The 10815-nt window shown below is 70.9% G+C and carries 14 protein-coding genes; 6 read left to right on the top strand and 8 right to left on the bottom strand.

All coding sequences use genetic code 11. The annotated features are described in order from the left end of the window. Positions 1-8 precede the first annotated feature (8 nt). Both AC1DZA_RS01350 and AC1DZA_RS01345 read right to left on the bottom strand, forming a co-directional pair. Positions 9-665, bottom strand: coding sequence for a response regulator transcription factor (locus AC1DZA_RS01350; RefSeq protein ID WP_476771392.1), 657 nt, complete (start codon positions 663-665; stop codon positions 9-11). Further along, on the bottom strand, positions 662-1783 hold the full coding sequence (locus AC1DZA_RS01345; RefSeq protein WP_476771391.1) for a sensor histidine kinase: 1122 nt from the start codon (positions 1781-1783) through the stop codon (positions 662-664). The genes AC1DZA_RS01350 and AC1DZA_RS01345 overlap by 4 nt, the downstream gene beginning before the upstream one ends. Positions 1784-1967: 184 nt before the next feature. Between AC1DZA_RS01345 and AC1DZA_RS01340 the strand changes: the two genes are divergently transcribed. Together AC1DZA_RS01340 and AC1DZA_RS01335 are read left to right on the top strand one after the other, a co-directional pair. Then, the gene (locus tag AC1DZA_RS01340) at positions 1968-2909 is read left to right on the top strand and encodes a hypothetical protein (RefSeq protein ID WP_476771390.1); all 942 of its coding nucleotides are present in this window, start codon (positions 1968-1970) and stop codon (positions 2907-2909) included. Positions 2910-2977: 68 nt separating this feature from the next. Next, positions 2978-3328, top strand: coding sequence for a nuclear transport factor 2 family protein (locus AC1DZA_RS01335; protein ID WP_476771389.1), 351 nt, complete (start codon positions 2978-2980; stop codon positions 3326-3328). Between the two features lie 192 nt (positions 3329-3520). On the opposite strand, the gene AC1DZA_RS01330 is transcribed toward AC1DZA_RS01335, so the two are convergent. Next, on the bottom strand, positions 3521-3952 hold the full coding sequence (locus tag AC1DZA_RS01330; RefSeq protein ID WP_476771388.1) for a DUF1761 domain-containing protein: 432 nt from the start codon (positions 3950-3952) through the stop codon (positions 3521-3523). A 258-nt stretch (positions 3953-4210) separates the two neighbouring features. Here AC1DZA_RS01330 and AC1DZA_RS01325 point away from each other — a divergent pair, with 258 nt between their 5' ends. Together AC1DZA_RS01325 and AC1DZA_RS01320 are read left to right on the top strand one after the other, a co-directional pair. After that, on the top strand, positions 4211-4483 hold the full coding sequence (locus tag AC1DZA_RS01325; protein ID WP_476771387.1) for a hypothetical protein: 273 nt from the start codon (positions 4211-4213) through the stop codon (positions 4481-4483). Next, positions 4480-5355 carry a hypothetical protein gene (locus tag AC1DZA_RS01320; RefSeq protein WP_476771386.1) on the top strand — a complete coding sequence of 292 codons (876 nt, stop codon included), beginning with the start codon at positions 4480-4482 and terminating at the stop codon, positions 5353-5355. Before AC1DZA_RS01325 ends, AC1DZA_RS01320 begins: the two co-directional genes overlap by 4 nt. Before the next feature lie 62 nt (positions 5356-5417). Here the strand turns inward: AC1DZA_RS01320 and AC1DZA_RS01315 are convergent, their stop codons facing one another. Then, a complete protein-coding gene (locus AC1DZA_RS01315; protein WP_476771385.1) occupies positions 5418-5759 on the bottom strand; it encodes a gamma-glutamylcyclotransferase family protein in 342 nt (113 codons plus the stop codon). Between the two features lie 26 nt (positions 5760-5785). Beyond that, a complete protein-coding gene (locus tag AC1DZA_RS01310; RefSeq protein WP_476771384.1) occupies positions 5786-6352 on the bottom strand; it encodes a DUF1697 domain-containing protein in 567 nt (188 codons plus the stop codon). 219 nt (positions 6353-6571) lie between these two features. Between AC1DZA_RS01310 and AC1DZA_RS01305 the strand changes: the two genes are divergently transcribed. Beyond that, the gene (locus AC1DZA_RS01305; protein WP_476771383.1) at positions 6572-7027 is read left to right on the top strand and encodes a hypothetical protein; all 456 of its coding nucleotides are present in this window, start codon (positions 6572-6574) and stop codon (positions 7025-7027) included. 13 nt (positions 7028-7040) lie between these two features. On the opposite strand, the gene AC1DZA_RS01300 is transcribed toward AC1DZA_RS01305, so the two are convergent. From AC1DZA_RS01300 to AC1DZA_RS01290, 3 genes are all read right to left on the bottom strand, one after another. Beyond that, positions 7041-8804: a hypothetical protein gene (locus tag AC1DZA_RS01300; RefSeq protein WP_476771382.1), complete on the bottom strand. Its 1764-nt coding sequence runs from the start codon at positions 8802-8804 to the stop codon at positions 7041-7043. 122 nt (positions 8805-8926) lie between these two features. After that, positions 8927-9406 carry a DUF4190 domain-containing protein gene (locus AC1DZA_RS01295; RefSeq protein WP_476771381.1) on the bottom strand — a complete coding sequence of 160 codons (480 nt, stop codon included), beginning with the start codon at positions 9404-9406 and terminating at the stop codon, positions 8927-8929. Positions 9407-9441: 35 nt separating this feature from the next. Beyond that, positions 9442-9807: a winged helix-turn-helix transcriptional regulator gene (locus tag AC1DZA_RS01290; protein ID WP_476771380.1), complete on the bottom strand. Its 366-nt coding sequence runs from the start codon at positions 9805-9807 to the stop codon at positions 9442-9444. A gap of 94 nt (positions 9808-9901) precedes the next feature. Between AC1DZA_RS01290 and AC1DZA_RS01285 the strand changes: the two genes are divergently transcribed. Continuing rightward, positions 9902-10780, top strand: coding sequence for an SDR family oxidoreductase (locus tag AC1DZA_RS01285; RefSeq protein ID WP_476771379.1), 879 nt, complete (start codon positions 9902-9904; stop codon positions 10778-10780). Positions 10781-10815 lie beyond the last annotated feature (35 nt).

The following is a 10815-nucleotide window of genomic DNA, read 5'->3' as shown; positions in this document are numbered from 1 at the left end:
AGACGCGACTACGAGCGGAGGCCCGCGTCGTAGGCGGCGATGATCGCCGCGGCGCGGTCGCGGGCGCCGAGCTTCATGAAGATCGCCGAGACGTGGGACTTCACCGTGCGCTCCCCCACGCGCAGCTGCGCCGCGATCTCGCGGTTGTTCGCCCCGTCGCAGATGCGGCGCAGCACCTCGAGCTCGCGCGGGGTCAGCTGCTCGAGCGCTCGGCTCGCCGTTGCCGACGACGGCGCGCGCTCCTTCGCCCGCGCCAGCACCCGCGGCAGTACCCGCGGGTCGAGCCAGGCGCCCCCGGCGGCGACGGCACGCACCGCCGCGATCAGGTCCTCGGCCGGGCTGTCCTTGAGCACGAAGCCCGCGGCCCCGGCCGTCAGCGCGCCCCAGAGCACGGCGTCGTCGTCGAACGTCGTCAGGGCGAGCACGGGAGGGGCGTCGGATGCCGCGCGCAGCTGCCGTGTCGCCTCGGGGCCGTCCATCCGCGGCATTCGCACGTCCATGAGCACGAGGTCGGGCCGGTGCGCACGAACGGCCGGCAGCACGCCAGTGCCATCGGCGCATTCGGCAACCACGTCGATGTCGGGCTCGGCACCGAGGATGAGCGCGAGACCGGCCCGCACCATGGCCTGGTCGTCGACGAGCAGGAGCCGAAGGGGCGCGTTCACGCGGCACCTCCGACGGGAAGCCGGCACTCGACGACCCACGAATCGCCCTCTGGTCCGCTGCTGAGCTCGCCGCCGAGCGAGGCGGCCTGCTCCCGGAGTCCGACGAGCCCATAGCCGTCGGGACTCAGGCCGGTACCGGCATCCGTCGCGCCTGCCGGCGTGTACCCGTTCGAGACCCGTGCGATCACGGCGTGATCGTCGATTGTGATCTGCACCGCAGCGGATCCCCCGGGCGCGCTGTGCCGGGCGGCGTTGGCCAGCGCCTCCTGCACCACCCGGTAGAGCGTGAGCCGGATGGGCAGCGACAGGGGTTCGGGGGTTCCGACGATGCGCAGCTCGACCGGAAGCCCCGCCGAACGGTAGGTCGTGACGAGTCGCTCGAGGTCCAGCGAAGCCCACTCGGTCTCATCGTCATCCCGGAGCATCCCGACCGCGCCGCGAATCGCGTCGAGGCTCTCGCGCGACACCCGTTCGGCTTCGATGAGGGCCGCCTCAGCGGCATCCGGATTCGAGCGGATCACCCGCCGGGCCCCGCCGACATGCAGCACGACCACGGTGAGCGAGTGCGCGACGAGGTCGTGAACGTCGCGCGCGATGCGATGCCGCTCCTCGCGTGCCGCGGCATCCGCCAGCTCACCTTCGGCGGCGCGCAGCTCGTCGGCCAGCCGAGTTGCGCGCCGCAGGAGCACGCCGATGAGCACGGCGAACGCGCCGCCGAACGCGAAGTAGATCGCGCCCACATCCCACTCGACCCCGAACAGGAACGGCACGAACGGGAGCGCCATGATGACGGCGGTGACCGAGCCGATCAGCCACCAGTCGTCGGTTCTGCTGGCGAGCCGGCTCGCGGCCGCCAGGCTGAGGAAGAGGGCCGCGCCGATCTCGGAGAGCGCGATGACGGGGATGACCGGGATGATCGCGAGCGCCGCGAACGCGAGCAGGGGGAGTTCGACGCCGAAGACGAGCAGCGCCCACGGCACGAGGGCGATGAGCATTGCCACGACGACCGCCGGGTTGAACTGTGCGTTCACTATGGCGAGGACCGCGGCGACGAGGGCGGCGCCGGCGTAGACGAGGTCGGTGACCCGTGAACCCGCCGCAACTGAAGCTCGCGTCATGCGTCGCTCCTCTCGGGCCTCGCCTCGGGCTAGGGTTCTGCCGTCGCCTTCGACTCGGTGGGCAATGGCCGGGCTTCGCCTCAACGAAACCGTATCGGACGGGTTCGCGCCTCGTCCCGTGGTACGAGAACGAGGCGTTCCGCGGTGCGATGACGGCCGGATGCCGCGCGCGGAGCATCGGGGCATGACCACTTCACTCGCAACTCCGCTTCGCTCTTCCTCCCGTCCGCCCTCGACCGCGACAGCGGCACGCGCCGTGCTCGCGGTCGGCGCCGGCGTCAGTGCCGCCGCGTTGGTGATCGCCCTGGTGGGCCTGATCGTCGATCCGACGGTGCTCACGGGGGCGCCTGCCTGGATGAAACCCGCCAAGTTCGCGTTCTCGATCGCCGTGTACCTGCTGACGCTGCGCTGGATCCTGTCGTACGTGCGCGGCCACGATCGGCTGCTCGCCGTGCTCAGCTCCGTCATCACCGTCGCGCTCGTCGCCGAGATCGCGCTCGTCGAGATGCAGGTGCTGCGCGGCACGACCAGCCACTACAACGAGGCGACCGACTTCGATGCCGCCGTCTTCTACGCGATGGGCGGCATCGTGTCGCTCGTGGTGATCGCGACCATCGCCGCCGGCGTGCTCGTGCTGCGGCAGCGCGGCCTCGACCCGGGACTGGCGGCGGGGCTGCGCTGGGGCATCGGCATCAGCGTGCTCGGCATGCTCGCCGCCCTGACGATGATCTTCAACAAGGGCTGGAACGACTCGGGCGGGCACACCGTCGGGGCGGCGGATGGCGGCGCCGGCATGCCGATCACCGGCTGGAGCCTCGAGCACGGCGACCTGCGCATCGGGCACTTCGTCGGGCTGCACGCGCTGCAGCTCCTGCCGCTGCTCGCCTGGGCGCTGCTGCGATGGACACACCTGGACGAAACGACCCGCGCCCGCCTGCTCGCCGCGGCCGGAGCGACCTACACCGCGGTGGTGCTGCTCGTCATCTGGCAGGCGATGCGCGGGCAGAGCGTCGTTCGGCCCGACGGCGAGACGCTGGCCGTCGCCGTGGCGCTCGGGGGACTCGCGGCGGTCGCGGCGGTCGCCGTGCTGCGGCACAGCCGCGGGCGTACGGCGTCAGGTCGGTAGCGGTGGCTCGCGGCATCCGCTCTCTCGACCCCGTTGTGGGTCGGCCGCACGCGACGTAGCATCGCCGCATGTCGGAGCCGAGCAGCGTCGCGGTGGTCAGGTCGTTCATGCAGGCGTTCCTCCAGCAGGATCGCGCGCGAGCCGAGGCGCTCATGGCCGACGACTTCGTCTTCACCAGCCCGCAGGACGATCACCTCGACAAGGCCGCCTGGCTGGAGCGCTGCTTTCCGACCGCCGACCACTTCGATGAGCCATCCGAGACGCTGCAGATCGCCGAGATCGACGGGGTGGTGCTTCACCGGTACGAGTACCGCGTCGACGGGGTGCGCTGGCGCAACGCCGAGGCATCGCAGGTCGAGGACGGCCGGGTGAAGTCCGTCGAGGTCTACTTCGGTGGGGCGGTCGACCCGCAGGGGTGAAGAGCCTGCGGGCTGGGACCGGGTGGGTGCGGTGCCAGCGGCGCGGAGGCGTGAGAGCAACGCTCCCTCGAAATCGGTACCGAAGTACCGAAGTACCGAAGGATTCGACAAGGGATGATGTGCCGATTCAGCGCTGCGGATGCCCCGGGGCAGCGTTGGGGCGCGGTTCGCTCTGGCCGCGTCCGCCGACGGTCAGACGGTGCCGGCGGGCGGCCAGACGCCGATGATGATCGCCATGATGACGATCGTGACGAGCTCGTGCGCGATGTTCATCACGGTGAGGGATGACGGGCGGCCCTCGAACACGTCGTGGGTGATGAATCGAGCGGCGGTGAAGCCGGCCCAGAGGATCACCGCGGTGAGCAGCGCCGCCGCCAGGTACCCGCCGCCGTAGAAGTGCCACGCGATATTCGTGGCGCCCGCGAGCACCCACGCCGTGACGAAGCTCACGAGCACCGTCACGATGAGTGGCATCACGGCGCTCGCGCCCGGACGGTCCAGGTCCACGTTCGCGAGCTTCGCCCATCGGGTGCCGAACACACCCCGCGCGTACCAGATGGCGCCGACCGCCATGCTCGACGCCGTCGCCACCAGCACCGCCCAGGTGTTGATCTCGGGGACCATCTCCGCCTCCTCGCCGCGGCCGAGGCCGCGCATCGCCGCGCCGCGCTGCGGCGTCGTCGCTGGGCGAGAGCGTACTCCCGCCGTGGTGCCGGCCGTCCGCAGCGCGCCGCACCGTGCGCGCGGGTTCGCGGCCGCGGCATGCGCTCGGGGCTGTGAGCACTTCATCACCGTGTGGCGCGTATTGGGGGTTCCTCAGGTATTGCCGCGCGATTCCCGCGCTGCCAGAATCCGCGTAACCCGGGGGGGGGGGGGGTTCCCATGGCCAAGAAGGTCGAGGATCGCATCTTCTGCGAGGTCGAAGACGATCTCTGCGATCGACGCGAGTTCGTGCGCGGCAACAGGGTGTGGATACACGTCGAAGCCGATGACGAGGATCCGCTCGTTGCCCGAGCGGGGCATCTGGTCACCGGGGCACCGGTCGAGCTTGACGTCGTTCGAGCCGATGCCGCCGAGAGCTGGGTGAACCGGAGTAAGCCGAAGGTGCATCCGCCGCGTCCCAAGAATCCTCCGCTCTACAAGAGGCCGCTGTGAGCGCCACCGGCGTCGCCGACGACGACGAAGCGGAGGAAACCGACCCCGCCGCCAAGATCCGGGCGGCGAACCAGACGTTCCGCGATGAGCGGGATGCGGCGTTCGAGGACACGCTCTTCACCGTCATCACCGGGGCTACCGACCGGGCGAAGAATGCGGTGACGGTGTTGCAAGGCGCCGCAACCGCGCTGCTCGCGATCTACACCGGCTTGCTCGGGTTCGTCTATTCCGCCACCGGCGAGGCGCTGCCCCTTCGAGCCATCATCACCCCGGTGTTCCTGGGCCTCGCGGTGCTGCTCTCGACGTACTACACGTCGTTCGTGTATCCCCGAGTGGGCGACACCACCAGCGGGGCGACGCTGCCGACTTCCACACCTCGAGACCTGCGAATGGCCGAGCGGGTCGACGCGCTCGTGCTGTACGTCGGCGTGCTCACGCAGCGCAGGGCGTGGGCCCTTCGTGCAGCCGTGGTGGCGCTCTCGATCGGGCTGGTCGCGATCGCGCTCCCCTTCGTCGAGGGCGCGCCCGACAACAGCGCTGGGGAAACGAGCGCGGGCTCATCGAGCTCCGAGACCCAGCCGAGCGACGATGCCGACAGGGACGAGTGGATCGGCGTCGAACTCCCGGCAACTCCACCCCCGACGGATTGGCCGGTGGAACTTCGCGCGGTCTACTTGCAAGCGCAGCTCGACGACGCGGCCGCCGAAGCTGCTGAGCGACGAGCGAGCGCGAAGAGCGACGAGGACGACGACGTCGAGCCCGTCAGCTACATCGGATCGGCCGAGTTCACCTGGGCTTTCATCGGGGTCGGACTCGCCTTGGTCGTGCTCACCGGGCTCGTGAGCTGGGAAGAAGGACGCCGCCGGCGCTGAACGGGGCCCGACCTCATGCCGAAATGTCCGCGGGTCGCGGACGAGAAGGTGCGCCGCGATGATCAACCCGCCGCGTACACCCAGGTGTCGCCGCCCGACGCGAGCTGCGCCCGCACCCGGCGGTAGTCGTCGACCTCGTAGTCGTCGGCGGCGGCGAGTTGCGCAGCGGTCACCTCGAGCACGGCCCCGTCGACGCGATCGGCGGGGTCGTCAGTCCGCTCCAGGATGGGGTGCTCGGCCTCGCCGCTCAACGCGACCACGTCGGGATCGGTGATGCGCAGCATCCGGAGCCGCCACCCGACGAGCGCGTCGGCCGACGTGGGCAACTCGGCGCCGAACAGCTCGCGTTGTACGGCGGGCAGGCGCAAGGTGCCGTAGCTGAAGAGGCGTTCGGTCGCAGGCATGCGTCGAGGGTAGCGGCCGCGAGGAGTCAGGCGGCCGCTTCCATCTCGTCGAGCTTCTCGAGCAGCTTGGTGCAGGTGCCCCACGTGCGCACGGTCACCTGCTGGAAGACCGGCATCGCCATGAACTTCTGGATGCGGGTCTTCGTCGCCCGCGCGGCCACCCGCGAGAAGTAGATCGCGCCCGGTCCGGCCGCCACCGCGTCGACCCCCTCGCGCAGTTCGGGCATCTCGGCGAGCGCCGCTTCGGCCGTGAGCGGGTGCTTGAGGAAGAAGACGTCGCTGCGCAGCTTCGGGGACCCGTGATCGGCGGGGGCGGCCTCGATCGTCTTGGCGAGCTCGTCACGCGACCGGATCACGACGAGCAGCGGCATCCCGAACCGTTCCTCGAGCATCGCCTCGACGTCGGCTTCGAGCTTCCGGCCGCCGCGGCGACCCCCGCCGCCGGGCCGGAACAGCACATTGCCGCTCTGCAGGTAGGTGACGACGTCCCGGAAGCCGCCGTCGCTGAAGCACTCGACGAGCTCGGGCATGCGAATCGGATTCCGCCCGCCGACGTTGATGCCACGCAGCAGCGCGACGTGCGGTGCGGCCATGTGCACCTGACTACCAGAGCCGAGCGGATGCCGCGAGCGCTCGAAGTCAACGAATGCGTTCTCTCGGAGAAGTCGGTGCCGAAGTGCCGGAGTGCCGAAGTGCCGGAGGTTTCCGACCGGAAAGCATCGCCGACGCGATCGTCGGCCGTTGCCGCGCCGAGCCACCCGGAGTAGATTCCCGACGTCTGGTGGAGCGGGTGGCCGAAGGGGACGATCGAGATGAGTGACGAATCAACCGGGCTCGAAGCGACGATCGCGATCACGACGGCTGACTCGCCCGAGATCATGCGCATCGTGGCATCCGACGGCGAGGTCGACACCTACCTCGAGAGCGCCGGGGTACCGGCGGAGGTGTTCGGCGACGACACGGATGCCGCAACGGCTCGATGCGCGCGCGAGCGCGCGGCGCTCGGCAGTGCGCTGCTCTACGCCGTGGAGGTCGGCGAAGTGACCGATGCCTCGGAGTCCGGAGGGACGATGACGCTGCCGGCATCCGCCGTCCTCTCGCTCATGGCGTCGCTGACGGAGGTGAGCAAGGACGGGCTGCTGCTGGCCGAATGCCTCGAGGAGGAGCATCCGGATGCCGCCGGGCGGCTGCGCGAGACGTTCGAGCTGCTCGAACTCGACGTCGACCGCCTGCGGCGCGCGGTCGACCAGCGGGCGAACGGGGGCTGACGCCGCGAGGTGCTCAGAACGCGAGGTCGAGGTGGAAGTGGTTCACCAGCGGCCCGTGCCAGTTGATGTTCGTGATGTCGCCCGTGCGACCGCGGCTCGTGTTGGCGACCTCAATGATGCGGCGCTGGCCGAGCCGTTCGTTCACCGCGCGCGCGACCGAGAAGTCGTCGTAGATCACCCGCCACTCGACGCCGATCGCTGAGGCGGCCCGGTCGATCGCCAGCGCGAACGTGATGGCCTGGGCTGCGTCGAAGAAGCCGTCGGCGCGGCGCTGCGGGATCGTGAGATCGAGCGAGCGCCCGCGCCCTGCGAAGCCGCCGCCGCCGTGACCGCCGTAGTTGTCGGCCGTGAACCCGGCGCCGTACGTGTCGATGAGCCACAGCACGAAGATGGCCGTCGTGGTCATGACCCCGATGCTGTTGCGTCCCCACACCGAGCCCCACGCGGGCCGGCCGTTCGCGTCGAGCTCGTGCACGTTCTCCCAGCCGCGTTCCTCGATGTCGATCGCCGCCTCCCGCACGGCGGCGTCGACCTGCTGCTGCCCGCCGAACTTGCGGGTCTCGGCGGCGACGACCGCCGCCTCCTCGCCGGCGGAATCCAGCGTCGCCTTCGGGTCGCGGGTGCGACGCCGGAGTGCCGATTCCGCCTGGGAGATGGCCCGAGCCCGTTCGGGGTCGGTGAGCGCGCGGTTGCGCGCGGCGAGTCGACCACGCACGAGGGCGACGGCGTCGACGTTCGGCAGGGCGCCGGGCGTGAAGTTCCGCAGTTCGCGCACACCGCGCTGGGTGACCGTGGTGAAGTCGAGGTGCTCGCGCCGCTCGAGCATCCAGCCCCAGGCTCCTTCGGTGAGGTGCGACACGATCTTGTCGACGAACAGCTGCCGCTCGACGACGAGCTCGGCCTCGAGCTGTGCGCTGCGCTCATCGGCCGTGAGCGGGCGTCGTCGGCCGTTCTCGACGACGCGCCGGTTAGCGACGGCCTGCGCGAGCCGTGTGCGTCTCCCATTGAGCTGGCGAAGGACCGCAGCGTCGAGGCCTGCGAAGGGCGTGCTGAAGCTGCTGCGCTGGTACCAGCCCTGCATCGTCTCGTCGAAGTCGGTCACGAACGACGCTCGCGTCGCGGCGACGTCGACGGCCTGCCCCTGCGCGGCGCGGCGCGTGCGCCATCCGTCGACGAGCTGGTCCACGTAGGCGGCGACCCCGGCGACGCCCCAGAACTCGATCGTGGTGTCGATGCCGTGCACGGGCGCGGTCTCGGCGGCCGGCGGCGCGGCCCCGGCCACGACGACGGGTGTGCCGCGCACGACCTGGATGCTCGGCCGGGCGGGCGGATAGGGCACGTCGGTCGTGTCGACGTCGCGCGGCGCGGCGGTCGTCGGCTGCGCCGCTCCCTGCTGCGGCACGCCCTGCGCGGGCTGCTGCCCCGACGTCTGGGTCGGCTGCTGCGCCGGAGCCTGGGTGGGCGTCTGAGCCGGTTGCTGACCCGGTGTCTGCACCTGCGCATCGGTCGGGGCATCCGCGTCGACGCCGGCATCGACCGGCTGACGCTGCAGGCGCACGATGCCGCCGGCCGCGCGGGCTGACACCCCATCGGATGCCACGAGCTCCGCTGCCGCGCGATTTCCGGCGACGCGCTGCACGCCGGCGAGGGTGAGCGGCGCCGCCTCGCGATCAGTGGCGACGCCGACCGCGGGCACGACGGCGGAAGCCGGTCGGCCGTTCCCGATGCGCCGGCCGGTCTCGTCGGCCTCGTCGTCGCCGACCCTGCGATGCCGCATCCTCTCGCGGACGGGTCGCCGACGGCTGGCCCGCCCGTCCTCCTCAGTGCGAGGTTAACCGCGGCCACGCTCTGCGAGCGTGCAGTGTGCCCGATCGGGCAGGGAAGGCTGCGCGGGGCGGGCTACCAGAGCGTGCCTGCGCCCACGAACAACGAGAGGAACGCGAGTCCGCCGAGGATGAGGCCGATCAGGGCCATGACGAAGCCACGGCCACCTGAGGCGTTCGCGCGCACGATGCCCAGAATGCCGAAGACGACCGCGAGGAGATCGGGCAGGCCGCCGAGCACCAGGCCGATGAGGAACGGGATCCACGTGACGAGGAAGCCCCAGATGCCGAGCACGAGCGCGGCCACGGCGAAGCCGTTCGTCGCCGACGACGGAACGACGGCCACTCGGGCGACCGGCCCGACATACCCGGCCGGCATCTGGTCGTGGTAGACACCCCAGCTCGACCCGTCCCACCAGCGATAGCGATTCGAGCCCGGCTCGAGGTGCCATCCGGCCGGCGACACGGCCGCATAGGGATTCGGCTGGACAAGGGCCGGCTGGGCAAGGGTCGGCTGGGCAGGGGTGGTTTGGGCAGGCGTGGGCTGGCTGGTCATCGGGGCCTCTCGATGCGATGTAGGACGCGCACAGGCTATCCGACCGGGATGACCCGACCCGCGTTCGCCGCGACCCACTCGACGAGGGGCAGCATTCGGTCCATCAGGTCGCGCCCCAGGTCGGTGAGCGAGTACTCGACGCGCGGGGGCACCTCGGGGTAGGAGCGGCGTTCGACGAGCCCGTCGGCCTCGAGCGTGCGTAGCGTCGACGCGAGCATCTTCTCGCTGATGCCCTCGACCTCGCGGCGCAGCTCTCCCCAGCGGTGCGTGCCGTCGGTGAGCGCGAGCAGCACGAGCACGCCCCACTTGCTCATGATGTGATCGAGCACGACGCGCGTAGGGCATCCCTCGGTGAACACTTCGCCGGACGTTTCACGGATCTGCGCAAGACTTACCACCATGTTTGTACCTTACTTCAAAGTGGGTACACGATCTCGGGAAGGTTGGCGAGCGGCATCCGGTTGGCCCTCGATGTACGCAATCGGAAGGACCATCATGACCATCCTCGTCACCGCAGCCTCGGGCCAGCTCGGCCGCCTCGTCGTCGACGCATTGCTCGAGCGCGGCGCCCAGCCCGACGATCTCGTCGCGAGCGCGCGCGACACCTCGAAGCTCGCGGACGTCGCGGCACGCGGCATCCGCACCGTCGAGCTCGACTACGCCCGTCCCGACACCATCGCGGTCGCCCTCGACGGCGTCGACACCGTGCTGCTCATCTCGGGCTCGGAGCCGGGCTCGCGCCTCGCCGGCCACCGCAACGTGATCGACGCGGCGAAGGCCGCGGGCGTCGCGAAGCTCGTCTACACGAGCGCACCGCAGGCGGCCACCGCCGACTACGCACTCGGCGCCGATCACAAGGCCACCGAGGAGGCAATCGCCGCATCAGGTGTTCCCGCCGTGATCGTGCGCCACAACTGGTACACCGAGAACTACGCGGCGGATGTCGCGCGTGCGGCCTCGACCGGCAGCATCGCGGCATCCGTGGCCGACGGTCGCGTGGCCAGCGCCACCCGCGCCGACTTCGCCGCCGGCGACGCGGCCGTGCTGCTCGAAGACGGCCACCTCGGCCAGGTCTACGAGTTCGGCGGCGACGCGGCGTGGAACTACGCCGAGCTCGCGGCGGCCGCCTCGGAGGTCGTCGACCGTCCGGTCGAGTACACCCGCCTGACGACCGACGAGCACGTGGCGGCGCTCCAGTCGGTCGGGCTCGACGCCGGCACGGCCGCCTTCGTCGCCGGCATCGACGACGCGATCCGCCGCGGCGTGCTCGACGTGCCGACCGGCACCCTGTCGCGCCTCATCGGCCACCCGACGACCCCGCTCGTCGACGGGCTTCGTGCGGCCGTGCCGGCGCAGGAGCAGTCGGCGGCCTGATCGCGGGTCGCCTAAAGCGGCGGGCGGCGGGGCGG

Source organism: Agromyces sp. P2_B3 (assembly GCF_056404815.1).
Note: the sequence above shows the minus strand (reverse complement) of the source record. Positions and strands in the feature narration are given on the sequence as shown.

Excerpts from the sequence above, each read along its gene's own strand:
- AC1DZA_RS01305 (WP_476771383.1), top strand. The coding sequence starts at position 6,572 with ATGAGTGACGAATCAACCGGGCTCGAAGCGACGATCGCGATCACGACG.
- AC1DZA_RS01325 (WP_476771387.1), top strand. The coding sequence starts at position 4,211 with ATGGCCAAGAAGGTCGAGGATCGCATCTTCTGCGAGGTCGAAGACGAT.
- AC1DZA_RS01345 (WP_476771391.1), bottom strand. The coding sequence starts at position 1,783 with ATGACGCGAGCTTCAGTTGCGGCGGGTTCACGGGTCACCGACCTCGTC.
- AC1DZA_RS01300 (WP_476771382.1), bottom strand. The coding sequence starts at position 8,804 with ATGCGGCATCGCAGGGTCGGCGACGACGAGGCCGACGAGACCGGCCGG.
- AC1DZA_RS01285 (WP_476771379.1), top strand. The coding sequence starts at position 9,902 with ATGACCATCCTCGTCACCGCAGCCTCGGGCCAGCTCGGCCGCCTCGTC.
- AC1DZA_RS01315 (WP_476771385.1), bottom strand. The coding sequence starts at position 5,759 with ATGCCTGCGACCGAACGCCTCTTCAGCTACGGCACCTTGCGCCTGCCC.
- AC1DZA_RS01335 (WP_476771389.1), top strand. The coding sequence starts at position 2,978 with ATGTCGGAGCCGAGCAGCGTCGCGGTGGTCAGGTCGTTCATGCAGGCG.
- AC1DZA_RS01295 (WP_476771381.1), bottom strand. The coding sequence starts at position 9,406 with ATGACCAGCCAGCCCACGCCTGCCCAAACCACCCCTGCCCAGCCGACC.
- AC1DZA_RS01330 (WP_476771388.1), bottom strand. The coding sequence starts at position 3,952 with ATGGTCCCCGAGATCAACACCTGGGCGGTGCTGGTGGCGACGGCGTCG.
- AC1DZA_RS01290 (WP_476771380.1), bottom strand. The coding sequence starts at position 9,807 with ATGGTGGTAAGTCTTGCGCAGATCCGTGAAACGTCCGGCGAAGTGTTC.
- AC1DZA_RS01340 (WP_476771390.1), top strand. The coding sequence starts at position 1,968 with ATGACCACTTCACTCGCAACTCCGCTTCGCTCTTCCTCCCGTCCGCCC.
- AC1DZA_RS01310 (WP_476771384.1), bottom strand. The coding sequence starts at position 6,352 with ATGGCCGCACCGCACGTCGCGCTGCTGCGTGGCATCAACGTCGGCGGG.